This window comes from Sphingobacterium allocomposti (assembly GCF_008124885.1).
Classification (GTDB): Bacteria; Bacteroidota; Bacteroidia; order Sphingobacteriales; family Sphingobacteriaceae; genus Sphingobacterium; species Sphingobacterium allocomposti.
The window spans coordinates 56084-81587 of record NZ_VNHX01000014.1; the positions used below are offsets into that span (position 1 = coordinate 56084).

Genomic DNA, 25504 nt, shown 5'->3' on the forward strand with positions numbered 1-25504 from the left:
ATTAAAAACAAAACTCCTCAACCTATTTCGCCAGTACCTCGCCTTTGAGCTGGATAGTCGCGACCCCATTCTCAGCATTTGAGACCACCGTTACGATCTTCTGTTGCTTTCCGATCTGCCCATTGCTATCGAAGCTCACCTTGATTTCCCCCTCCCGGCCCGGAAGCACCGGAGTTTGGGTATACGAGGGTGTAGTACAACCGCAGGAGGCTGATACCTGAGACAAAATAAGCGGAGCAGTTCCCGTATTTTTAAAACTAAAGACGTGTTCCACGATTTCGCCCTCCTTCACCTGTCCGAAGTCAAAAGCAGACTCCACGAATTCAATCTTCCCTATGCCGGCATTTTCTTGCTCCTGCACGGACAAGCTATCACTTTCTTCAGACGTCCTATTGTCAGTACCGCCACATGAAACGAGGCACGCCAATACGAAACAAATAAAAGATACTCTAACCATATTTCTGTTTGCTATATTCATGTTGTTCACTATTTACTCCCGACAACTGGCTAAGCCAATTAATCTCTAAGGCCCCGCCCCTGCTTTTGTATACGTCTTTGTTGTGTCAAATCGGCCAGGATTTTATCCAATATACCGTTTATAAACGTATTACTTTTCGACGTACTAAATGCTTTCGACAGTTCTATATATTCATTTATCGTCACCTTTACGGGGATCGTCGGAAAATTGACGAGTTCGCAGATAGCCATCCGCATCAATAGGTTATCAACCAGCGCAATCCGATCGGCCTCCCAGTTCTTGGTTTTCGCGGAAATTAATTCCTGATATTCATTTCCGTACCGGATCGTCTGCTTCAACAACTCCGTAATAAATTCGGTGTCTTCTTCCCAGTTTGGCGTCAGCTCTGCAAGCTTATTCTGTGCCGGACTCTCACTGCTGAAGTTTTTGAACGTCTTCGCGACCATAGCCTGAAGGACTTCCCTATCCACGGGCCAGTTAATAAACTTAGCTTCGAATACCTGCTCAATATCCGGCGACTTTAACACAATCTTTTTGAAGATAAATTTAATAATGTCTTTCTCAGCAGCGATAGACCGATCTTCTTGCTTCAGATAGGCCATGTATTCTTCCGACTCTTTCAGCTGCGCGAATATCGATCTCACAATCTCGGGATCGAAACTCCAGGATACCTTGTACTTTTTAACAAACTCCAAATAAGCTCTGTTCTGTCGCAGCGACTCAATAAAGCTGTTGCTGTTCAACTTGGTCGTATAGACTTTGTCTTTCTCCGTAGGTAAAAACTTGTTGGCCCTCCCCTCCGCATCGATCAACACGTATTCAGCTACCTCATCCAATAGATTCAGTGTCCAGATGTACATCTGGTTTACCTCATCCACACTTGTTAAAAGCGCTTTTTCAAAATTTTTGACCTGTTTATCTTCCGACAAACTAAACGCATACAGCGTTTGCATAACTTTCACCCGAAGGTGCCTTCTATTAAGCATAATGTAATTTAAAGAACGATTGTATATAAATAAGAACGAAATTATACTTTTAAAAATAACCCGCTGAGTTATCGTTTCAACTTCTTGATATCAGTAATACGTTTTTCGGCCAGCTGCTTCGCCGCTTCATACGTCGTTATATTATCCTCTACCGACTTTTGGATAACGTGGCGCGTGGCATTATAAATATTTTTCACCAGCGCTTCGGTACGGTCACTGCCATATCCTTCTAACTCAGAGAAACAGCTGATCAGTGCTCCTGCATTAATTAAAAAGTCGGGTGTATATAAGATATTGTGTTCCCTTAGCAGTCTATTTGTTACATCTTCATCTTTCAGCTGGTTATTTGCAGAACCGGCAATGATCTTACACCGCATACGGGGCACTGTATCAGGGTTCACTGTTCCTCCCAGCGCACAGGGGGCGTAGACGTCTGCGTCCAGTTCAAAGCTGGTGGAATAGGTAATCGGCTCTGCCTTATACTTTGCCGCAATCTTCATTTTACGTTCCTCCGTCATGTCCGACACATACACGCGGGCATTTTCTGCGCGCAGCATGCCCACCAACTGCTCTCCTACACTGCCAACGCCTTGCACTGCAATCTTACGTCCCGCGAGGCTATCGTCTCCGTACAATTCCTTGATCGCCGCCTTAATGCCGTAAAAAACACCCCTTGCCGCGAACACCGTCGTGTCACCCCCGCCATTCAATGACGCGGGGAGCCCCGCCACGTAATCGGTCTCCGACAGCATATATTCCAGGTCTTTCTGCGTCGTACCAATATCTGTCGAGGCAATAAAATTCCCATTTAGCCCTTCGATAAACTGGCCGAAGCGACGCATAAGTACTTCTGTTTTGTCCGTACGGTTATTGCCAATAATGATTGCGCTACCGCCGCCGAGATTTAGTCCGGCGATTGATGCTTTGTAAGTAATGGCCTGCGAGAGCCGCAATGCGTCTTCGACAGCTTCCGAAACGGATTCGTAAGGAAGCATGCGTACGCCGCCGATCGCCGGTCCAAGGGTCGTATCATGAATAGCGATGATAGCCTGTAGTCCTACCGCCTGATCGTGACAAAAATATAAGTTTTGATGGCCTGAAACACCCATCTTTTCGAAAACAGAAGACTTGTTCACCTCCATAGTTGCTGATCGATTCAACGTATCTTAAAAATGACTGTTACAAAAGTAGGAAATATTTCTTTGAACTGTCCTATTCAACGCATTATTTACACATTGCACTCCCCTGACAGAACGCGGAATTTGAGCGAACTATTTTTGAAATTTTAGCCTTACATTTGTTTTCGATGAAAGAGTTAGCGTATCTTAATAAATACTTTTACAAGTATCGGTGGAAACTAATACCGGGAATTCTGTTTGTAATCGTATCCAACTATTTCGGAATTTTACCCGCCAAAGTCATCCGCGAAGCTTTTGACCTTGTTAAAGAGAATATCGACCTGTACCGTCTGTACGACGGCTTTGAAAGACAGGACCTGGTGTATCAGGTGTTCGGCAGCAGCCTTCTCTTTTTCGGTGCGGTTGTGCTCCTACTAGCGCTGTTGCGCGGTATATTTCTGTTTTTTATGCGGCAGACGATTATCCTGACCTCGCGCCATATAGAATATGACCTGAAGAACGAAATTTACCACCACTACCAACAATTGGACTTTTCGTTTTTCCGGCGAAACAATACCGGAGATATGATGAACCGGGCAACGGAAGACGTCAACCACGTGCGAAACTATTTGGGGCCGGCGATTATGTATGCCATTAATACGATCGTCTTATCAATTATGATTATCTATGCGATGTATGACGTCAATCCCAAACTGGCCACATACGCTCTACTTCCTATACCCATTCTGTCGGTGGTTATCTTGTATATTAATAAAATCATCAATGTCCGCAGCGAGCGGATTCAACGTCAGCTCTCTACGCTATCCTCGTTCGTACAGGAGACTTTCTCAGGTATACGCGTTATTAAGGCATACGCCCGTGAACGTCAGAAGATGGAAGTTTTCGCAAACGAGAGCAACATCTATAACAAGGTATCACTTGATCTCGTGCGCATTCAGGCCATTTTTTTTCCATTAATCATATTCCTTATCGGCTTCAGTACCATCATCACGGTTTATGTAGGTGGGATCGAGGTAAATAACGGAACTATAACCGCCGGAAACATCGCCGAGTTTATCCTGTATGTCAACCAGCTGACATTCCCTGCTATGTCCCTCGCGTGGGTCACCTCGCTCTTCCAGCGTGCCGCGGCATCCCAAAAGCGGATCAACGAATTCCTACACACAACCTCCGAAATACGGGACGGCAACAAAGAATTACTTCTGCACGGAAATATACGCGTTGAAAATTTATCGTTTACATATCCGGAGACAGGTATCCAGGCGATTAAGAATCTTTCCTTTTCGATCGAAAGCGGCAAGACGCTGGCTATTATCGGGAAAACGGGCTCCGGTAAATCGACGTTGGCCAATCTGCTGCTCCGTATGTATGACGCTGACCAAGGAGCCATCTACTTTGATCAAACGCCCATCCAGGAAATAAAAACGTCCGTGCTACGGGAACAAATCGGATTTGTACCGCAACAGGTATTTCTGTTCTCGGACACCATTGCCAATAATATTGCTTTCGGCAGGGATACCGTCGAAATGGATAAAGTGGGACAAGCTGCAAAAGACGCTGCCGTATACGAGAATATAATGAATTTCGAAGAAGGCTTCCAGACGGCAATCGGAGAAAGAGGTATCACCTTATCCGGGGGACAGAAGCAGCGGGTATCCATCGCACGGGCACTGATTAAAGATCCGCAAATTCTTATATTCGACGATTGTCTTTCGGCGGTAGATACCAAGACCGAGGAAGAGATACTTCATAATCTAAGTCGGATTATGCGTAATAAAACGACCATTTTTATTGCTCACCGCATATCCACAATTAAAAATGCAGATCATATCCTGGTCTTAGATCAAGGGCGAATCGTCGAGCAGGGCACGCACAGCGAACTGATGGCTATGGAAGGAGAATATTTTGAACTTCACGAAAAACAATTGTTAGAAGCAGAATAATTCATTTTATATATGTATATTGGCTACGTAATTAGCCTTAGTCATGCGCCTGTTATTCACCCTTCTCTCCTCATTCTTTCTGAGCGTGGCAGCTGCTCAGGAAAATCCGTTTTCTACATTAAAATACGCGGACATTTCCGACACTTATGAAAAGGCTGCTCCAAATGCTGTGGCAATCGTCTTGGCGGAAATTGGCAAAACACAGCTAGAGGTCGTTGAAGCCGACCGGGCACTGCGGGTTGTACACGATTATGCCGTCCGGATTAAGATCTTAAAAAAGGAGGGTGTTGACAGAGCCAACTTCGAAATTCCACTTCGCGCTTTCGGCAACGACTTTGAGACGGTGACCGACGTAAAAGGAAAAACATACAACCTACGGAACAATAAGATTGCGGCAACCGACATGAGCGGCAGTGCCATGTTTCTGGACAAAGTGTCTCCCTTTCTCCATGTGGCCAAGTTTACGCTTCCGCAGGTGGAAGCAGGATCAGTTATCGAAATCCGTTACCGACTTTACTCGCCTGATATCCTGAATTTCAGGACATGGCAGTTTCAGGACGACATCCCCAAGATCTCCAGCACATACACAGCTATTATGCCTGCCTCATATCAGTATCGTGTCGTGCTGCGGGGGCCTTATAAACTGACCGACACAAAAAGCGAGATATTACGATCGTACTTCCTCTTAAACGGCGTACGGAACGACTGTTCTAAAATCACATACCTGATGGACAGCATCCCGGCATTTGAAGAGGAAGAGTTTATGCTGGCAAGCAAGAACTATCAATCGGCCGTGTACTTCGAACTGGAACAATACTACACAACCAATGGTGCAAAAGTCCGCGTCACCAAAGAATGGAGAGACGTAGACAGGGAGCTGCTCACCGAAAAATCATTTGGCGGACAGCTTAAAAAAGAAGACGTATTCAAGGATATTCTACCTACAATACTGGCCGGAAAGACCTCCGACCTGGAAAAAGCAAAAGCTATATTCTACTATATACAAAAAAACATCCGTTGGAACAACGTATACGGGAAGCACGCGCAGTTTGGCATAAAGGAAAGTCTGGAACAGCATCGCGGCAACGTGGGCGATATCAATCTAGCCCTCATCACGGCGTTAAACGCGGCCTCTCTCCCAGCTCACCCGGTCATGTTGTCCACACGGGAGAACGGCCTTCCCAACAATCTGCATCCTGTCATATCCGACTTCAACTACGTGATCGCTTCGATCACGCTGGACGGACGTACAATCCTTCTGGACGCCACCGACACATCCACGCCATTTGGGCAGCTACCTATCCGATGCATAAACGAGCAAGGACGCATCATCTATTCCAAGAAATCGTCCGAATGGGTCCCCTTACGCAATGAACAGCCATCGCTCGTATCCTTCACGTTCATTGGAGAGCTGGACAGCGACTACGCTCTTCAGGGAAAGCTGACAATCAGCTATAAAGGCCTTGATGCGCTGCGCAAACGGAACGAAATCACATCGTATAACAGTGAACAGGAATATTTCGAGGCGATGGAAGATAGAATCCCCGGTATTGAAGTAAAAAGTGCCGGCCTCCAAAATGTGGACAGTTTGGAAGATTTTCTACACGAACAACTGGAGATAGCGATTTCCCTGAAAGATTTTCTCCAAAATGGGGCCTTGACGTTCAACCCGATCTTTATCAACCGGACGACCCGCAATCCGTTCAACCTGAACGAGAGGCTGTATCCCGTAGACCTGGGATCTCAGCGTCATATTACGCACAACGTCACCATTCTCTTACCGCCGGAGATCAAGGTCCAGACATGTCCTAAAAACCTGTCCATGAAACTACCCGAGGAGGGAGCGAAATTTACATACCAATGTTCGGCAGACGAGGGGCGCTTCGCCTTACGGCAGACGCTATCCTTAAACAAAGCCGTTTATTCAGCCGACGAGTACTTCCACCTCAAGGAGTTTTTCTCCCGCATTATTCAACAGCAGCAGCAGGAACTCGTTTTGCAACCGATTTGATCGACACTACCAAGATGGAGAAAAATCCGTATCTTCGCAAAAACAACCACCGCCTCTCTCTGTTAAATGAGAGAGGACAAGAAAGACACGCATGCAAAGATATTTAATCGCCCTCTTCTTCACGACGATAATCTGTTTCAGCCGCGGTCAAAATATTGTTTTACAAGACACCATTACCAATAAACCGGAAGATTCCATTCCAGGTTACGCCGGCTTATACGACATCAGCGATGGCATCAAAGACATTGGCCGCTTCATCCGGCGTGACACGTCACAAAAGGTTAGCGAGCGGCGGTCCGGAATATCCATTCTACCCAACATCAATTACAATCCGAGTATCGGATTCCAGATTGGCGCGAAAATAGTGGGCGGAGTGTACCTTGGAGAGCGGGAAAACACCGCGATGTCGACATTTGCCACAGCCCTTAGTTATACGACGCGTGGCATCATTTATGGCTATTTTGCTCACGATGCATACACCAAAAGAAACAAGTGGAACCTAAAAGGGGGCCTCGTAATAGCCAAGATGGTGGCACTGGATTATGGGATGGGCATGGGCAACACCATCACCACTGAAATCCCCGAGGAGCAGGTTCTCAACAACCCGGATAGAACACGCTATATCAATCAGTACACGGTCTACGGCCTCAACGAGCGCCTTTACAAAAGGCTGTTGCCCGGCATGTTCGTCGGCGCAGGCGTCTTTATAGAACTTAAAAGAAATATCAATACTGTCGGAGATCACGAGATAACGCCTTTAACAGTTTATAGCGACCTGACCGGTTATCATGCGGGCCGATACAACAACAATGGGTTAATGTTTAACTGGCAATACATGACCCGCGATAATCCGAACAGCGCTTATAAAGGCATATATGCAGACGTTGTCCTCCGCATGAGCCAAACCTGGATGGCCAGTGCCCAGAATGCATACCAGCTGCAGACCGACTTTCGAAAATACTGGCAGCTGTCGGAGTACCGCCCTAACCATGTACTCGCCTTTTGGCACTGGGGATCTTATAACATCGGCGGAACATTGGCCTATCTCGATCTGCCAGGCACGGGACGTGACGTCTATTCGCGTAGCGGACGAGGTTATACCAACGGGTATTTTAAAGGTAGCTCATTCTTCTATTCGGAGCTGGAATATAGGTTTCCAATCCTCCGCAATCAGTTTTTAAGCGGCGTAGTTTTTGCGAATGTACAAACCGCCGACGACCGCTTAGGCACAAAGCTATTTGAGCGGTGGGAGCCAGCCGCCGGTACGGGCCTACGCATACTGTTCAACAAAGCCACGCGGACCAATCTGTGCATCGATTATGCCGTAGGCCGCTTTGGTCAAAAAGGATTGTTTCTGGGGCTGAATGAAGCTTTTTAACATACGCCATTGTCAAGAGTCTACACGGAGGCTACTCTCCGACCAAATGTGTTGCAAAAAAGTGTTATTATGAGTCATCTATCAAAGCTACTTTTACTTATTTTGGTTGTCTCCTCATCGCATACCGGCTTCGGTCAGGAGCAGGCCGACACCACAACAATACAACCAATACAGGTCAACGTTTATTTCAGCAGTCAGCCGCTGATGGGGCTGACCGCATCGGCTCAATCGATCACACGCAGGCAGTTGGATCATCAGCAGACCAACAGCCTTCTTCCTGCCCTAAATACTGTTGCCGGAATACGGATGGAAGAACGGTCCCCGGGGAGCTATAGATTAGCTATGCGCGGTAGCCTCATCCGCTCGCCCTTCGGTATACGCAACGCAAAAATCTATATGGACGAGTTTCCGCTTACAGATGCCGGCGGCAACACGTATCTCAATCTTATTGACCCCTTCTCCCTTCACGCCGTTCATATCCTGAAGGGGCCTGACGGTTCGCTTTATGGTGCCAACTCGGGTGGTGTCCTGCGGCTAGATCCGAAGGGGTTCGGAAATATGGAGAACAAGCAGGAACTGGTTCTTAGCGGTGGCTCCTATGGCTTGTTTCAGGAGCAGCTCTCCCTGCAGCACCGGCTGTCCGATGCCTACCAATTTTCTGTCGATCAGTCTTTTATGCGTGCTGACGGTTACCGGGAGAACACGGCACTGAATAAAAAGACCTTCCAGACGGCGCATCAATGGACGTATTCGCCCGGTAACATGCTAAAGTTGTATGTACTTTATGCCGACCTGGGATACCGCACACCCGGAGGGCTCACAGAGGCGCAGATGAAAGAAGACCCAAGTATGGCGAGGCCCGCTGCCGGACAGACTCCTGGCGCAAAAGAACAAAAGGCCGGAATCTATAATAAAACATGGTATATGGGCTTGGCCCACGAGGCTTCTCTATCGAAATATATGTCGCATCACATCGCCGTCTTCGGGTCGACCACCGATCTTGAAAATCCGTTTATCACCAATTACGAGATCCGGGCCGAACGCAATCTGGGTGTCCGGACCTACTTTTCGTACACAAATAACGATAACCGGCTTCTGACGTGGACAATGCAAGCTGGCTTTGAAGGGCAAAAGGGCTGGAACAGGATCGAAAACTACGGTAACGAACGGGGTGCCCCCACTGCACTTCAGGACCGCGATAAACTGAACAATGCACAGACGAGCGTTTTTTATCGGGCCACAGCAACATTCTTTGACCGATGGCTTCTGGAGGGGTCGCTGAGTTGGAACACCGCCGCCATCGATTACACGAAGCACTTTCCACAGATCGATGTCCCTTCGGGCGAGATTGACTTCGGCAGCATCTGGATGCCGCGGATAGCCTCCTCCTATTCTTTCACCGAACATGTGGCCGCGCGGGGATCAATATCCAAAGGGTACTCCGCTCCGACCCTGGCTGAAGTACGCGCTTCCGATAACAGGATCAACACCGGGCTGAATCCTGAAACAGGCACGAACTATGAAATAGGATTACGGGCCGAAACCAAGGACCGGCGGTTTCTAGCGGATGTATCTGCCTATAGCTACCAGATGAAGAATGGTATCGTGCGCCAGCTTCGTGAGAACGGAGAAGAATACTACGTCAATGCAGGGGAGATGGATCAAAAAGGGATCGAAGCATCCGTATTAGCACACCTCCTTTTACCCTCGCCACAGCGGTTTTTGCAACAGTGGACATATCAAGGCTCTCTGGCCAGAAATTTCTACAGGTTTGGCGACTATGTGAGCGGAAACGACGATCATTCAGGAAATGCAATGACAGCCGTTCCCGATTGGACGGTCAGTAACAGCGTCTCTCTTATCTTCCCCAGAAAGATATACGTCAACCTTCTCCACAACTACGTTTCAGGCATGCCGCTAAACGATGCCAACACCTTTTTCGCTGAGTCATTTCATCTCCTCCAGGCGAAGGCCGGCATGGACATACCGGTAAAAGGGCGATTGAGCTTACAGGTGTTCGTCGGAGCCGACAATCTATTGAACCAACAATACAATCTTGGAAACGACATCAACGCTTTCGGTAACCGGTTTTTCAACCCAGCTGCCCCCCGGAATTATTATGGCGGAGTTAAAATCGCCTTATAAAAAGCCTGCGTGTATGGTAGGCGCCCGACGGTCCGTGGCGAGCACCGGTCTCGGGTTCTACCTTACTTCCAATAAGGTTTCGAGGTGGTGGTAATCGATACCGAAGTACGTTTTGATGGAGCAAATTTTCGCTAAGATCTCCTGCTGCCTTTTGGGATCTATAGATTTCCGCTCGCCCACCACGAGTACATTTTTGGGGGTATGTGCGTCCGATACAAATTCAAATACCCTAGTCTGGTAACCGTAGTATTCCATGATCAATGCCCGCAGTCCATCAGTAACCATCTCCGCCTGCCGTTCCATAAAGATGCCATGCTTAAGAAGAAAATCGAGTCCGTTCGGTGTTTTGTTCTTTTCCATCTCGCGGCGGATCTGCTTATGACAACAGGGCGCTACCACAATCAGATCCGCATGGTGCCTGATACCTTTGGCGATAGCGTCGTCCGTCGCTGTATCACAGGCATGCAAAGCAATCAGCATATCTAAATCGCTCTCGGGCTGATACTCTTCTATCGCGCCGCGCAGAAAAAGCAAATTCTTAAAGTCCGATTTAGCCGCAACCTGATTACACAGCTCGACGAGATCTTTCCTATACTCAACGCCTACAAGATAGGTACGCTTTTGCAGTTTGTGTACCAGATAGTCGTACAACGCGAACGTCAGGTATCCCTTCCCTGCTCCCATATCGACCACGTTTAGGGTATCCTTTTGCGGCAAGCGTTTCAACATGGCGCTCAGGATCTCGATGTAATGATTAATTTGTTTCCATTTGTCCTGTGCATTCTTGTACACCTTCCCTGCTGCGTCGGTGAGCCCCAGCTCTTGTAAGTAGACTTTGCCCGCACTATCCAGCTTCCGTTCTTTCTGTTTATCGTGTGCAAGTAACACGGGCTTCTTCGCCGTTGGTTCCTCTTTCCTCAAGATCCATGTTCCCTTCTTCGTGAGCTGACAAGACAGGTTTTGCGACTCTGTGAACAAGGTAGCCACGCGAAACCCTTCAACCTTCAGCAGCCCCTGTATTTCCATGATACCGGTGCTGATCTCAAAATTCTGTGTGATATCCTGTGTTTTATAACGAAAAACGAACGACAGCTTCTTTTCACGCTTGATAATAACGGGTTTGATATAGACGTTCTTCAGATACAGTTCGGTGCCATTGTAGTCTCCTAAAGACATTTTAATGAACTCATCCTGTTGAATAGATTCTCGTACTTTATCAAAAAAGGTGGCATAATTATCCATGGCACAAAGATAGAGAATATAAAGAAATTGTACCTTTGTCCTATGCAATATCCTAAGATCAAAGCCGTTTTCTTCGACATCGACGGTACACTTCTAAGCTTTAAGACACACCAGGTACCCGCAAGCACGGAAGAGTCGATAAAAAAGCTACAACAACAAGGTGTCAAGGTGATTGTTTCCACCGGCCGTTCCATCAATAGCATCGACCATATAAAGTATCTGAACTTCGATGGCTTTATTACATTCAATGGCGGTTATTGCGTGACGAAAGAAGGAGAAGTACTATTTAGGCAGGCGATGGATGCCCGCGATATAAAAGCGGTGCTTGAATATGCCAGAACGCGTCCATTGAGCTTTTCCTTCATGTCCGAGCGGGAGATTACTATACATGACGTAACACCGGAAATTGCCGGAATGTATGCCCACCTTAACCTTCCGGTTCCTCCTTTGGTAGACATCGAGAAGGTCGATCCTTCTGCCATTCTACAGACGAATATTTTTTTAGGCCCCGACGACGAAAAAGCATTTATGGAGACGGTTATGCCGAACTCCGTCGCCTCCCGCTGGACGCCGTTGTTCGCCGATGTGAATCCTAAGGGCCAAAGTAAGCAGGTCGGCATCGATATCTTCTGTAAACATTTTGGCATCGATATATCGCAGACGATGGCCTTTGGCGACGGTGGCAATGACATCACTATGCTTAAACATGTAGCAATCGGCGTGGCCATGGGTAACGCAAACCCTGAAGTGAAGGAAATCGCCGATTACGTCACGGGTGATGTGGATGCAGATGGCATCTTCCAGGCGTTACGTTATTTTCAGGTAATATAAGGCCGTCGATGCGTGCTCGCGGCCATGCTTTCTTTGTGCAGCGCTGGAGCGGTCCGCGATTATCTGTACAGAAAAATGCATAAAGACGGGAAAACGCCATGTCAAGAAGACCAGTGCGCCGACGTCATCGTACGGGGCAGACCATAGAATGCATATATTGTTAAATAGGAGATGTCTCCTACGTTTACGCTTAAAAACATAGAAGACACCTCCCTTTATAATGCTAAAAACGGCTATTCGCCCGACTCCTTTGCGGCGAGATACCTCTCTGCCTCAAGTGCGGCCATACAGCCTGTCCCTGCAGCAGTAATCGCTTGACGATACACATGATCCTGTACATCTCCGCAAGCGAAAATGCCGGGTATATTTGTCGCCGTACTATCCGCCTTTGTAATCAGATAGCCTGTCTCGTCCATTTCCAATATACCCTGGAAAAGCTCCGTGTTCGGCTTATGTCCAATCGCGACAAAGAAACCAGTAACGTCAAGCACCTTCTCCTCTTTCGTCCGGTTATTGATTACACGTACACCGTTGACCCCCTGCTCATTACCAACAATCTCCTGTGTCTCGGTGTTGTATAAAACTTCGATGTTTGCAGTGTTCATGACACGGTGCACCATGGCTTTAGACGCTCGGAATTCGTCCCTGCGCACGAGCATGTATACCTTGCGGCAGAGTTTAGCCAAATATGTTGCTTCTTCAGCAGCCGTATCTCCTGCTCCCACGATCGCCACATCCTGACCTTTAAAAAAGAAGCCGTCGCAGACGGCACATGCCGACACGCCGAAACCGTTATACTTTTCCTCTGAAGGTAGCCCCAGCCACTTCGCCGTTGCACCCGTCGCAATAATAACCGTCTCCGCCAGAATCCATTTTGAACCATCTATCTGCACCTTGTGTGTTCCCTTGTCCTGAGAAAACGCTACCTTTGTCGCATAGCCAAAGCGCACTTCGGTTCCGAATCGCTCTGCCTGCGCCTTCAAGTCTTCCATCAATACCGGCCCCGTCACCCCTTGGGGATATCCGGGAAAATTATCGACTTCCGTTGTTTGTGTCAGCTGCCCTCCCGGTACGATACCTGTGTACACTACCGGCTTTAAGTCCGCTCTGGCTGCATATATCGCGGCTGTATATCCGGCCGGACCCGAACCGATAATAAGGCACTTCACATGCTCTAGTTCGTCTATATTCGTCATCTACTATATAATTGTTAGTTATTTACCAAATTTTCCCTTAAGCTGGTTTAGCATATCCATGGTGATAGGCTTCACGGGTTCAGCAGCCTTGGCAGGACGTTCTTTGTGCTCGGCTTTCCGCGGCTGCTCGGCCTTCCGCTGCTCATGCTGCTGCTGCTTTTGCTCTTTCTTTTTATTTCGGTAGTCGTTCCAGATCTCTTCCAGCACCTTTTTGGTGTATAGTGGAAAATCGCCGTTCTGCATCCATGCATAATAGCTAGGCTCCACGTCAAACACATCGGTCACCTTCTTCCCCTTGTGTTTACCAAAATTGATGCATGGATCTCCATCTTCATCAAACACCAGGCGTCCGGCAAAGTCTACCGGATTGCTTAGGTTGGTGAATTTATGCAAAGCCTGAACGTCGTTCACCACGGGCGTCGACACGTTACCGTGTTTATCTTCAAATATAGCGCCTTCATATTTTCTCAGCTGCGCTTTCAGGACCTCGTAAGTAGCGCGTACGTCTGCTTCCGCCGTATGCGCGTTGTCCAGATCGGCATCACAATAGAATTTATAGGCGGCCTTTAAAGTCCGTTGCTCCATTTGGTGGAAGATATTTTGCACATCGACGAAAGCGCGTCCCGTCAAGGAGAACTCCACTCCTGCACGCAGAAATTCCTCCATCAGCATGGGCACATCAAACTTGTTCGAATTGTAGCCGGCAAGATCGGCATCTCCCAGAAATTCCTTGATTTCCAACGCTCTGTCTTTAAACGAAGGTAAATCTTTAACATCCTCATCGTAAACGCCATGGAAAATGGATGATTCCGGCGGAATGGGAATGCCCGGATTTAAACGCATGGTTAGCACATCTTCCGTCCCGTCGGGAGATACCTTTAAAATAGACAGTTCCACAATACGGTCCACCGAGATGTTCACCCCCGTAGTCTCCAGATCAAAAAAAGCCAACGGGCGTTTTAGTAATAGTTTCATCTAATAAAGATTGATTAAACTCGAAAAACAAAAATACAAAACTCTTTTGTTGTTCTTCATAACGGTACAAATTAATGACACTATTCTCACCGAGAAAGGTATCCCATCAGCCTGGCGTGTCGGCAGGCGGTCGTCTACGGTCAGGTCGGCACTGCAAAAAAAAATCCCGATCAGTGCAGATCGGGATTATATCATTTAAGGTCGTACAGACTATCCCAGGACTTCCTGAAGCTTATTAACCTGATGGTCCACCAGTTTCTGAAGCGGGCCGGACGCCATCATTTTCATCATCATATTCAGCTCTGCTTCGATGACGAAGGTTGCCTTTGTCGCACGCGCAGTCTCTTCCTCAAGCTTCCACCGCAGTGTAATCGCAAACGGTGCTTCCTCGGCGGGCACACATACGATTTCCTTATTCGTTACCCGCTGGCTGATCCGGAGCGCTAGCTTCGCCATATTCTTAACCGTGAACCGCGCTTCATCCGTCGTTGACGACCAATTATAAATGTTGTCCGGCATCAACTGCTCGTGGTTGTTAAGATCGGCTAAAAAGACATAGACATCCTCAACAGGTTTGCCGATAACAATATTATTCTGAATGATCGTCATACACATAAATTTTTTAAGTTATTCGCTGACCCAGGCGGAAGGATTTTTTCTCCACTGCTCCAGCAGAGCGACATCAGATTCCAGCACATAGCCATTTACTACCGCAACTTTGATAAGCGATTCGTAATTGCACAGGCTAAAGAACGGACATTTCGCTTTAGCGAAATTGTCAACTGCTTCTTCGAAGCCATAGGTGAATATAGAAACCAAACCAACAACATTACAGCCCGCTTCGCGCAACGCTTCTACAGCCTGTAAGCTGCTTTTTCCTGTCGAAATTAAATCCTCAACGACGACAACGCGCTGACCACTGATCACCTCTCCTTCGATAAGATTCTGCCGGCCATGTTCTTTTGCGCTACTCCGCACATAGGTAAAGGGCAGTCCTAAATCTTGCGCAACCAATACTCCTTGCGGTATACCAGCCGTCGCTACACCGGATATCATTTCAACAGTACCGAACTCTTCTTGAATCAACTGGGACAGTTTTTGACGGATATATGTCCGGATAGCGGGATGTGACAAGGTAATACGATTATCACAATAAATTGGAGACTTCCAACCCGACGCCCATGTAAAAGGGTTTTTAGGTTGTAATTTTATTGCTTTAATTTGCAATAAGGATTCAGCAATTTTCTGTTCAACCTCATTTAAATTATTCATGGCACAAATTTATAAAATTTATATGAACGAATCTCAGCTAATTTTGGCTGATTTCGTTCCCAAGAAATTGTCTATTGTTCAAACAATTGGTTTACAAGATATTGACCTGGAAAAACTTTTCCAGGCGTCAAAGAACAAAGCGTCGAAGAATACCACTTATCTCTATATACATCCTGACGCGGAATCTACATTCAGGTCGATCCTACAAAAACATACCATCATAAAAGCAGCGGGCGGCGTAGTAAAAAACGGCGACGGTAAATACTTGTTCATACACCGGTTGGGCAAATGGGATCTGCCGAAGGGCAAAGTCGAAGACAACGAAAAGATGCGCGAGGCAGCCGTCCGCGAAGTGGAGGAGGAATGCGGCATTCAGATACATTATCTTGGTCGGAAGCTGCTAACAACCTATCATACATATGTCATGCGCGGCAGATTTGTGGTGAAACAAACAAACTGGTATGAAATGGGCGTGAATAAATCTCCGAAGCTGTTTCCTCAAACCGAAGAGGATATCACTGATGCCCGGTGGCTGGACAAGGAAGACTTCGATATGGTTACGGAAAACACTTACCCGCTTATTGCACAGATAATCAACCAGCTATAAAAAATGAAAGGGGCAACCTGCCCCTTTCATCCATCTAAACATAAAACTTAACTACTAACCACTTACTTTAACCTTGTGTTTTCTCTTCTATATTCTTTTGGTTTCCGGTTGGACGTTCGCCTTTGAACATTCCTCTCTTCCGCATACCTTTTACCTTTTTGTTATCCGCGAATTTCTCTTTCATAAGCTGTTGCTGCTCGGGCGTTAATACTTCGTGCAACTTTTCACGGCTGCCTTTGGCCTCCTTGCGCCATTCACTATGCAGCTTCCTCATCTCGTCGCGGTGCGCCACCTGTCTCTTTGCCTGATCCAGCTGAATCGCGTAAACTTCCTGACGTTGTGCATCGGTAAATTTTAGCGTCTCGTCCAACCGATCGGTCTTTAACTTGGCGATCTCTTCGGGGGAACGTTCGGCAATTTTCCGCTCGTGGCGCACGTGTCGTCGTTCCTTTTTAGCATCACTGTCCTGCACTTTACTTTCCTGTGCCATCGTAGTCAGACTAAAACCACCTAATAATACTGCTAAGAATAGTGTCTTTTTCATATCTGTATGTTTTTAATGAACAAATCTGCTTATTGCTCTATATGCATAATAGATATGTAATAGCGACGAACGTTTAAGTCGCTCCTTGTTAAATTATGTTAACCAAAACCATTATGCCCCCGGCGCAGTAAAACAAACCGTTTGTTAACCAGTACATTTAAGAAATTACAAAAATATATTTTGGAAAACTTAAAACAACTCCTATATTTGCATCGTCAAACAAGGAAACAGCATGCCCAGCTGGCGGAATTGGTAGACGCGTTGGTCTCAAACACCAATATCTTCGGATGTGCCGGTTCGACTCCGGCGCTGGGTACAAAAAGGCTTGAAATCGATTGATTTCAAGCCTTTTACTTTTTTGGGGTCACCGTCTTTACACCAACAAAAAAAGGTAAGCTGCTAGCCTACCTTATTTATCTTTGACAATCCTTTTGTTAGTTCAACTCAAACTTATAACCAACTCCCTTTACCGTAGCAACATAGTTCTCGCCGATCTTCTCACGCAGTTTTCGGATATGAACGTCTATCGTCCGGTTGGTGACAACGACAGAGTCTTCCCAGATAGCTTTCAGGATCTGTTCCCGCGTAAAGACTTTATTCGGTTTGGAAGCCAGTAAATATAGCAATTCGAATTCTTTTTTTGCCAGGGTAATCTTATCGCTATCGCGGTACACCAGAAACGAATCCCGGTCAATGACAAGATCCATGATCTCCAATTTGTCTCCGCTGCTTATTTCGGAGTCTGCGCTATTACGGCGTAGAATAGCATTTATGCGGCTCATTAATGCCCTCGGCTTAATAGGCTTCGCGATATAATCGTCGGCACCGACATTGAACCCCGCTATTTCCGAATATTCCTCGCTGCGCGCCGTAAGAAATACCATAAAGGTGTGCTTAAACTCAGGCATCGAACGCATCAACCGACAAGCCTCTATGCCATCCATTTCGGGCATCATAACGTCCAGAATGATTAAATCCGGATTCACCTGCTTCGCCATTTCTATCCCCTCTTTCCCGTTATGCGCTTGATAAACCTGATAACCTTCTTTCGTTAAATTGTATGATATTAAGTCGACTATATCATGTTCATCATCTACCACTAGTATTTTTTGATTGACGCTCATTGTTGTTTTTTTGCTAAATTATGTACTTAATGGTAAGAAAGAGTTAACACAGTATTATCAAATTGTTAACGCTTAACAATAGTTAAACATAAAATTTAATTTAATGTTTTTTGAAGAAAGGACTCGAGCTCCTTCCCCCTTAAATTTTTTGCCAGAATCCTGCCTTCAGGATCCAATAAGTAAGAGGTCGGAATCGCTTTTATACGATAGCTGAGCACCAGGTCGGAACTCCAGGCCTGCAGGTCTGACACCTGTGTCCATTCGAGGCCGTCGTCTTTTATGGCCCGCATCCAGCTCCCAGGGTTGCTATCCAGCGACACGCCCAGCACCGTGAAGCCTTTATCTTTAAAAGCACGGTACTGTTTCACAATGTTAGGATTTTCCTGTCTACATGGCGCGCACCATGATGCCCAGAAGTCGACCAATACATATTTCCCCTTAAAATCAGATAATCTTACAGCTTTATTATCCGGTGTGAACGACTCAAAGTCAGGCGCTGGCTGTCCTACCGCCAGACGTTTCAGCTTTTTTGCTTCTTCCTTAAACTCTGAAACATAACGGTTATCTAAAAACTCGTTCTCTATGTCCTCAGCGTAGGCGATAATTTCCGCTTCCGCGATCTCCGGATCCAACGTACTCATCGCATAAAACCCTGCCAGATTTTTTTGCTTCTGCGCAAAGCTGACAGCCTGTTTAGTATAGTCGGCCAGCTTGGATTTAAATTCCGTTAAAAAATCAAACCGTAAGCTTTCAATTTCCTCGGCCGATTTACCCAATGTAGCTTTGGCAAATGCCGACTGTAAAGAATCCTGCACAAACTCTTTCCTACGCTTATACGGGGCAAAAGCTTTCAGTTCGGCAGTCAGTTCAGAGCCCTCTACACGGTAATCGTCGGGGCTATGCAGGTCTGTGACAAACGTCAACTTCTCCCCGGGAGTTACAATCACGGGATATTTGTTATTCCCCACAGCGATGGACAATAAGCGGGGCTGGGTCGCCTCCCGCTCGAACTTAAACCTGTTTCCATCGGCCAGATAGACCGAGTCCAGTTTACGTTCACCTTCATAAAATGCCACCACCTTTACATTTCCGGGATTGTCGATCTGTCCGGAAATATGGATTTGCTCCTTATTGGAACAGCTACTCCAAATGATGCTGCAAAATGCTATCCATGTAAAGATAGCTTTCTTCATCTTTATCATCTTTTTTACCGATTATACACAAGGTTGTGCGGCAGCGTACACTCCGCACATCCCTCGCCTTCTAGTTCAAAAAGTCTTTAGCCCGTTCTATAGCTTTTGGAAGGCCCGCAGCGAGTTTCCCTCCGGCGGTCGCGAAGAACGGCTGCCCGCCCCCACCGCCTTGAATATCTTTTGCCAGCTCTTTGACGATGGCAGCAGCGTTCCACCCCCGCGTTTTAGCGAGATCATCAGCGATAACGACGGTCAGGCTGGGCTTGCCGCCAAACTGGGCGCCCAGTACAAGGAAAATATTGTCCACCTCACTTTTTAGCGCATACGCCAACGTTTTCACGGCATCGGCGTTTGGCAGGTCGACTTCCGTTGCCAGAAAGTTCACGTCCCCGAACGACTGAAAACGCGAAACCAGCTCACTTTTTAACGCCAAAGAGCGCTCACGGATCTGATTTTCTATCTCCTTCTTCAGCTCTCCGTTCTCCTCTATCAGTTTCGAAACCGAGGCCACGAGATCTTTCGGATTGTTCGTGAGCTCCCGTAGTTTACCGACCACCTCGAAATGGTCGCGGATTACCGCATATGCATGACGGCCCGTGATCGCTTCAATCCGCCTTACGCCCGCTGCTACAGCAGACTCTCCCGTAATCTTAAAAAAGCCAATCTGCGCAGTCGATTTAACATGCGTCCCGCCGCACAACTCTTTAGAAAAGCCGTCATCAAACGTAATGACGCGCACATAGTCTCCATATTTTTCGCCGAACAAAGCGGTCACACCACTGGCAATGGCTTCTTGATATGGAACCATCCGCTCTTCTTTCAGCAAAATGTTTTCGCGGATCTTCTGATTGACGACGTCTTCAATCTGCTTAATTTCCTCGTAGGTTATTTTAGCGAAATGAGACACATCAAAACGCAACATTTCGGCTGTCACCAACGATCCTTTCTGATTCACATGATCGCCTAAAACCTGCTTTAGCGCTGCATGCAGCAGGTGCGTCGCCGAATGATTATTCTCTGTTTCGAGGCGTTTATCCTTATCTACAATAGCCTTGAACCCGCCATCCAACGACGACGGCAATTTCTCAACCACATGAACAATCAGGCCGTTCTCCTTTTTAGTATCGGTTATATAGGTTTTCTCACCTGCTTCCGAAATGAGCACTCCGGAATCCCCGATCTGTCCGCCACCCTCGGCGTAAAACGGCGTTACGGAAAGCACCAGCTGATATTGCTGCCTGCCCTTTGCACTTACCTGTCTATATTTTACAAGGCGGGTTGAGGCCTCCAAATAATCATATCCTACGAAAGCGGTTTCCTCGTCTTCCTCAGGAGCCACAACCACCCAGTCTCCTGTGTCTATGGCCGTTGCCGCACGGGAGCGCTCTTTTTGCTTTTGCAGTGCCCCCTGAAAGCCTTCCATATCAACCTTAAGCCCTTTTTCCCGGGCCAGCAATTCGGTCAGATCTATCGGGAATCCATAGGTATCAAATAGCTCGAATGCAAACTCTCCATCCACGTCGGCATGGTCGATGGCATAGTTTTCAAACCGCTGAATACCTGTCGTTAAGGTCCGCAAAAACGACACTTCCTCCTCCAGAATCACTTTCTGCACGAAACTCTGCTGCTGGGCAAGTCCATCGAATACGCCTTCAAACTGTTTCGCCAGCAGTGGCACCAATTCATGGATAAACGGATTTTTGAAATCCAGGAAGGTATACGCATACCTGACCGCCCTACGTAAGATACGGCGGATAACATAGCCTGCCTTATTATTTGACGGAAGCTGCCCGTCCGCAATAGCGAAGCTCACTGCCCGGATATGATCGGACAGCACCCGCATGGCAATATCCGTCTTCTCATCTGCCCCATAGGCAATTCCCGACCGCTCGGCGATAAACTGGATGGTTGGCTGAAATACATCTGTGTCGTAGTTCGATGTTTTTCCCTGAATGGCCCGTACCAAGCGTTCAAATCCCATTCCAGTATCCACATGTTTGGCAGGAAGGGGCTCCAGCTTACCGCTTTTCAATCGGTTAAACTGCATGAACACGAGGTTCCAGATTTCGATAACCTGCGGATGGTCGGCATTAACAAGTGCCTGCCCGGGCGTCTGGCGGCGTTCTTCATCAGGACGCATGTCGTAATGGATCTCTGAACAAGGACCGCACGGCCCTGTTTCCCCCATCTCCCAAAAGTTATCCTTTTTGTTACCCAGCAAGATACGGTCTTCGGCGATCAGGTCTTTCCAAAAGTCCCGCGCCTCGACATCTTTAGGAAGCCCTTCACTTTCGTCACCTTCAAAGATGGTGACATACAGCCGGTCCTTATCCAGACCGTAAACCGCAGTTAATAGCTCCCATGCCCAGGAGATCGCTTCCTTTTTAAAGTAATCCCCAAAAGACCAGTTCCCCAACATTTCAAACAGCGTATGGTGATACGTGTCTATTCCCACCTCCTCCAGATCATTGTGCTTTCCCGACACCCGCAGGCAGCGTTGCGTATCTGCTACACGCGCGTATTTAGGCTGCGCTTCGCCAAGAAATAACTCCTTAAACTGGTTCATACCCGCGTTGGTGAACATCAGGGTCGGATCATTTTTTACAACAACAGGTGCAGACGGTACAATCTGATGAGACTTGCTCTTAAAAAAAGTTAAAAAAGCTTCACGTATTTCTTTACTGGTCATGGAGTACTATATCTTCTATTTTGAGAGGCAAAGTTACTCAAAAATGCTTGCTCTCACAACGTTGAATCTAGACAAAACTGCATGCACTTCGGCGAACAAAATGTTAACCAATAACAGGGCTATTCCCGTATATTATTCGTACTTTTATAAAGTAATCCATGCATTTATGAAAAAACTTTTAGTTCCTACTGATTTTTCGGACAATGCCTTCCAGGCTGCACAGTACGCTGCCGAGATAGGTAAAAGACAAAATTTCAGCTTACACATTGTTCATTATTACACGGCTACCTCATCCGGATTTGACGACGCTGAACTGACGGAAGTACAGGAACAGCCTAACATTTTGAAGGCTGACATCACCATAAAGGAGTGGGTGGGAAAATTACAGGACAAACATCCGGAACTCTCTATCTCTTACCACAATGAGCGCGGTCTTCTCGAGGAAGCCCTGCCCCGGGAGGCCAAAGAAGGAGAGTACGTGGCCATCGTCATGGGTACCACCGGCGCTTCCAACGACAAGAATGTCTTCTGGGGCAGTAACACCGCCCATGTCGCTGCAAAATCGCCGATCCCGCTCATTGCCGTCCCCAATAAGACATTCAGCACTTCGATCGCACGCGTAGGCCTCTTGACAAACTTCCTTCAGGAAGAACTGATGACGCTCCAGGAGTTTTTGCATATTTTCAAGCAACCTGTTAAGCTCGATCTTATCCATGTATACAAGGACAATGAAGAGGTGGAGGCCGTGAACGACAAGCTGGAATCATGGGTTTTCAACATCCGTGAGTTTCCGTCCATAGAAGAAATCAACATGCGGACGGCACCTATAGTGAAGGAAGACAAAAACCTTGATACCATACCGGAGGTCATTGAAAAGCTGATTAAGGAACAGGATATTGATCTGATTTTAATCTCGAAAAGCCGAAAAACATTTTTTGAGAGATTATTTACCCCCTCGGTATCCAAGGCCATCGCCCTGGAATTACAGAAACCCGCATTTTTTGGAAAAACAATTTAAGATTAATCTTTACCGACATGAGAAAAATATTAATACCGGTCGATTTCTCCGAATATTCACAGACGGCCATTGACTATGCCTGCCAAATCATAAACGAAAACGGTACCGGACAGGCTTTAGACCTTGTTCACGTGTTTACGAACCACTCAAATCTCTTCGTCAATAGGCAGATCAATCCGAACCTTGTCGATCCACAGGTTGAAATTGCAAGAAAAGAGATGGATAAGCTGATGGAAGTGATCCGCTTCAAGTATCCGTCTGTGACGTGCCATTCGATCTTTAAGGAAGGCAACCTCTTTGAAGAAATCAGCAAGGTGACCGCAGGCTTTGCCTATGACGCGGTCATTATGGGAACGAAGGGCTCGTCGGGACTGGAGGCCGTTTTTTTAGGCAGCAACACCTACGATGTTATCCTGAACACCAAAACTCCCGTATTCGGCATACCCAAGGGGGCCAGCAGGTTTAAAAAAGAGCGCGTTGGCCTGCTATGCAATTTCAAAGAGGGCGAGATAGAGGTCCTTCTACAGGCAATCAACTTAATCGGCAACGACTTTGAACTGGTTCTGATCCACGTGAACAAAGATGACAAGGACATCAAGATAATCGACGCGCAGTTTCAACGGTGGATCAGGGAGATCATAGACCGCACCGGAATCCAGAACATATCATACACGGTGAAGTCCCAGGCGTTGTACAACCGTGCTGCGGAGGACGTTTCGCACGCGATCACCAGTGTGTTGATTGATGAGCAGATCAATATTCTGTTAATCACCAAAAGCAGGAAGAGTGTCTTCAGAAAGCTAATAGAAGAGAACATCGTACGCAAACTAGCTTACAACCTCACTGTACCGACGTTTTTTGCCCGGGTGCATAGCACGCCTCCGGCCGAAGGCTAGATTCCTGCGGGCCGGCTCCAGGCGGCCCGCGCTATAAAAACGCCTACCGGCTGTAGCGAAACAGCGACAAATAAAAAAAAGCGGCTTCGCCAAACGCAGTGGGCGGCCTGTTTGGCAAAACAATTGCACAGTGTGCACATATTTTACTGAACTATTCACTTCTTAAAAGCTTGCATCAATTGCGGTACACAAAAGACAAAATAACCGGACGTAATAAGCTTATGAATGACGTTGAAATAAACACGGATAAACAATTCCTTTGGAACTAGACAATAAATGAATAAACACTTTACTCGAATGAAAAACCTCGACTTAAAAAAGGTAGCCTTTGTAGGTATTGCTGCCGCAATCAGTTCCGTAACCGTGTCCAGGGCGCAGATAAACAATCCGGCGACAATAGAAGGTACATCTCCACTGGGACCGTCAAGCCAATACAGAACATGGTCTGTTGGCATCAATGCCGGCGTTTTAAACCAGTCCAATATCTTCGGATTTAACCGCGACGGATTCGAAAAGCTCGAACACAATGTGGGATACAGCGCGTACATCAAGAAACAGATCTCTCCTTCTTTTGGAATTAAAGCACAATATCTCGGCGGAAAAGTCGCCGGAACCAACGAAGATGCCGACGCTGGAACAATATCGGCGTTCGAAACCACGGTTCCATGGTCTGCCGCCCTTTCAGGCGAATGGACGATGGCCAACACCAACTGGAGGTTTTTCAACAGCATCATCAAACCCTACGCAGCAATAGGCCTCGGGGCGCTAAACTTCGAAACAACAGTTATCAATGACAACACCGAAACCACCGCTGACAAGCAGACTAAATTATATGTTCCTGTCGACTTCGGTTTTAAGTTTGCCGTAGCAAAAGGGATCAACCTCGACCTTGGCTATCAGCTAAACTGGGCCAATCAGCGTTTTAATGGGGTCACAGGCGGGCAGTATAAGAACGACCTATTTTCTTACGCGCATGCAGGACTGGAAATAGCACTGGGAAGCGGGTCAAAACCCGCGCTGAACAACTCCAATCCGGTCGCCACGCTGATCAGCGACTACACCGCTAAATACGACGAGCTAAAAGCCGAGCGCGATCGTCTTGTGGCAGCCAACGAGGAATTGAAAGCCCAGATGGATGCATTGAACAGCGATCTCGGCGACGACGATGGTGACGGTGTTGCCAACAGATATGACAAATGTCCTAACACGCCCGCCGGCGTGAAAGTTGACGGCGCAGGATGTCCGCTTCCGGAGATGAAAAACGAAACCAAGGTTATCGAGAAAATTGTCGTAACCGAAGAAGATAAAAAAGTTGTCGACGAAGCCATTAAGAATCTGGAATTCGACCTTGGCAAGTCGACCATCCGTTCGACTTCATTTCCATCATTGAACCGCGTCGCGGCACTTTTGATCGAAAAGAACTTCAGCCTGAAACTTGCCGGACATACAGACAACACGGGGTCCATGCAGACCAACATGCGTTTATCTAAGGAACGGGCAGAAGCTGTTAAGGCATACCTCGTGTCCAAGGGAGCCAACGCCTCCCGTATCGAGGCTACAGGCTATGGTCCTACGCAACCAATAGCATCGAATACAACGGCGGAAGGACGCCAGGCAAACCGCCGCGTCGAATTTACGTTGTATTAACCCCTACGGGATCCGGACATAAGCAACAGTCCTGCTGCGCATGCTCAGCAGGACTTGCTGTTTAAACGAACCGCGTAATTCGGCCCGTTATTGTCAGACTCAACGTCTGCTTCAGTCCTATCCTTTCCATTACTTCCGCATTTATTTTCTGTTTTAATTTAAATTTTCAATTATTTTTCCTATCTTTGCA

General features: G+C 47.1%; 21 protein-coding genes and 1 tRNA gene. 10 read left to right on the forward strand and 12 right to left on the reverse strand.

Going from position 1 to position 25504, the window contains the following annotated elements:
- Nucleotides 1–22 precede the first annotated feature (22 nt).
- The 3 genes from BC792_RS11160 to BC792_RS11170 form a co-directional block, all read right to left on the reverse strand.
- The gene (locus BC792_RS11160; protein ID WP_246155007.1) at nt 23–478 is read right to left on the reverse strand and encodes a DUF1573 domain-containing protein; all 456 of its coding nucleotides are present in this window, start codon (nt 476–478) and stop codon (nt 23–25) included.
- 38 nt (nt 479–516) lie between these two features.
- Nucleotides 517–1464, reverse strand: coding sequence for a transcription antitermination factor NusB (nusB, locus tag BC792_RS11165; RefSeq protein WP_170250013.1), 948 nt, complete (start codon nt 1462–1464; stop codon nt 517–519).
- 68 nt (nt 1465–1532) lie between these two features.
- Nucleotides 1533–2606, reverse strand: coding sequence for a Leu/Phe/Val dehydrogenase (locus tag BC792_RS11170; RefSeq protein WP_148909093.1), 1074 nt, complete (start codon nt 2604–2606; stop codon nt 1533–1535).
- Between the two features lie 164 nt (nt 2607–2770).
- On the opposite strand from BC792_RS11170, the gene BC792_RS11175 reads away from it, so the two are divergent.
- From BC792_RS11175 to BC792_RS11190, 4 genes are all read left to right on the forward strand, one after another.
- On the forward strand, nt 2771–4546 hold the full coding sequence (locus BC792_RS11175; RefSeq protein WP_148909094.1) for an ABC transporter ATP-binding protein: 1776 nt from the start codon (nt 2771–2773) through the stop codon (nt 4544–4546).
- A gap of 43 nt (nt 4547–4589) precedes the next feature.
- A complete protein-coding gene (locus tag BC792_RS11180; RefSeq protein WP_148909095.1) occupies nt 4590–6557 on the forward strand; it encodes a transglutaminase family protein in 1968 nt (655 codons plus the stop codon).
- 91 nt (nt 6558–6648) lie between these two features.
- Nucleotides 6649–7935, forward strand: a complete 1287-nt coding sequence (locus BC792_RS11185; RefSeq protein WP_148909096.1) for a BamA/TamA family outer membrane protein — start codon at nt 6649–6651, stop codon at nt 7933–7935.
- Between the two features lie 69 nt (nt 7936–8004).
- On the forward strand, nt 8005–10080 hold the full coding sequence (locus tag BC792_RS11190) for a TonB-dependent receptor (protein WP_148909097.1): 2076 nt from the start codon (nt 8005–8007) through the stop codon (nt 10078–10080).
- Nucleotides 10081–10137: 57 nt separating this feature from the next.
- Here BC792_RS11190 and BC792_RS11195 read toward each other — a convergent pair whose 3' ends face one another.
- Nucleotides 10138–11322 (reverse strand): class I SAM-dependent methyltransferase, encoded by a 1185-nt coding sequence (locus tag BC792_RS11195; protein WP_148909098.1) that lies wholly within the window; start codon nt 11320–11322, stop codon nt 10138–10140.
- Nucleotides 11323–11364: 42 nt separating this feature from the next.
- On the opposite strand from BC792_RS11195, the gene BC792_RS11200 reads away from it, so the two are divergent.
- The gene (locus BC792_RS11200; protein ID WP_148909099.1) at nt 11365–12153 is read left to right on the forward strand and encodes a Cof-type HAD-IIB family hydrolase; all 789 of its coding nucleotides are present in this window, start codon (nt 11365–11367) and stop codon (nt 12151–12153) included.
- A gap of 233 nt (nt 12154–12386) precedes the next feature.
- Here the strand turns inward: BC792_RS11200 and trxB are convergent, their stop codons facing one another.
- The 4 genes from trxB to pyrE form a co-directional block, all read right to left on the reverse strand.
- Nucleotides 12387–13349: a thioredoxin-disulfide reductase gene (gene trxB / locus BC792_RS11205; RefSeq protein ID WP_148909100.1), complete on the reverse strand. Its 963-nt coding sequence runs from the start codon at nt 13347–13349 to the stop codon at nt 12387–12389.
- A gap of 18 nt (nt 13350–13367) precedes the next feature.
- The gene (locus BC792_RS11210) at nt 13368–14324 is read right to left on the reverse strand and encodes a 3'-5' exonuclease (protein ID WP_148909101.1); all 957 of its coding nucleotides are present in this window, start codon (nt 14322–14324) and stop codon (nt 13368–13370) included.
- A gap of 210 nt (nt 14325–14534) precedes the next feature.
- A complete protein-coding gene (locus tag BC792_RS11215) occupies nt 14535–14933 on the reverse strand; it encodes an SRPBCC family protein (protein WP_148909102.1) in 399 nt (132 codons plus the stop codon).
- Between the two features lie 18 nt (nt 14934–14951).
- Nucleotides 14952–15596, reverse strand: a complete 645-nt coding sequence (gene pyrE / locus BC792_RS11220) for an orotate phosphoribosyltransferase (RefSeq protein WP_148909103.1) — start codon at nt 15594–15596, stop codon at nt 14952–14954.
- Between the two features lie 22 nt (nt 15597–15618).
- On the opposite strand from pyrE, the gene BC792_RS11225 reads away from it, so the two are divergent.
- Nucleotides 15619–16203 (forward strand): NUDIX hydrolase, encoded by a 585-nt coding sequence (locus BC792_RS11225; RefSeq protein WP_246155008.1) that lies wholly within the window; start codon nt 15619–15621, stop codon nt 16201–16203.
- Nucleotides 16204–16270: 67 nt separating this feature from the next.
- Here the strand turns inward: BC792_RS11225 and BC792_RS11230 are convergent, their stop codons facing one another.
- A complete protein-coding gene (locus BC792_RS11230; RefSeq protein ID WP_148909105.1) occupies nt 16271–16747 on the reverse strand; it encodes a hypothetical protein in 477 nt (158 codons plus the stop codon).
- Nucleotides 16748–16981: 234 nt separating this feature from the next.
- On the opposite strand from BC792_RS11230, the gene BC792_RS11235 reads away from it, so the two are divergent.
- Nucleotides 16982–17063 (forward strand) — tRNA-Leu (locus BC792_RS11235).
- 118 nt (nt 17064–17181) lie between these two features.
- Here the strand turns inward: BC792_RS11235 and BC792_RS11240 are convergent.
- The 3 genes from BC792_RS11240 to alaS all read right to left on the reverse strand — a co-directional run bounded on the left by BC792_RS11240 (nt 17182) and on the right by alaS (nt 21753).
- The gene (locus tag BC792_RS11240; protein ID WP_148909106.1) at nt 17182–17871 is read right to left on the reverse strand and encodes a response regulator transcription factor; all 690 of its coding nucleotides are present in this window, start codon (nt 17869–17871) and stop codon (nt 17182–17184) included.
- A gap of 95 nt (nt 17872–17966) precedes the next feature.
- Nucleotides 17967–19064 (reverse strand): TlpA disulfide reductase family protein, encoded by a 1098-nt coding sequence (locus tag BC792_RS11245; RefSeq protein ID WP_148909107.1) that lies wholly within the window; start codon nt 19062–19064, stop codon nt 17967–17969.
- A 70-nt stretch (nt 19065–19134) separates the two neighbouring features.
- Nucleotides 19135–21753: an alanine--tRNA ligase gene (alaS, locus tag BC792_RS11250; protein WP_148909108.1), complete on the reverse strand. Its 2619-nt coding sequence runs from the start codon at nt 21751–21753 to the stop codon at nt 19135–19137.
- 166 nt (nt 21754–21919) lie between these two features.
- Here alaS and BC792_RS11255 point away from each other — a divergent pair, with 166 nt between their 5' ends.
- The 3 genes from BC792_RS11255 (at nt 21920) to BC792_RS11265 (ending at nt 25314) form a co-directional block, all read left to right on the forward strand.
- On the forward strand, nt 21920–22771 hold the full coding sequence (locus tag BC792_RS11255) for a universal stress protein (RefSeq protein WP_170250014.1): 852 nt from the start codon (nt 21920–21922) through the stop codon (nt 22769–22771).
- Nucleotides 22772–22788: 17 nt separating this feature from the next.
- The gene (locus BC792_RS11260; RefSeq protein WP_148909110.1) at nt 22789–23667 is read left to right on the forward strand and encodes a universal stress protein; all 879 of its coding nucleotides are present in this window, start codon (nt 22789–22791) and stop codon (nt 23665–23667) included.
- A 297-nt stretch (nt 23668–23964) separates the two neighbouring features.
- Nucleotides 23965–25314 (forward strand): OmpA family protein, encoded by a 1350-nt coding sequence (locus BC792_RS11265; RefSeq protein WP_148909111.1) that lies wholly within the window; start codon nt 23965–23967, stop codon nt 25312–25314.
- Nucleotides 25315–25504 lie beyond the last annotated feature (190 nt).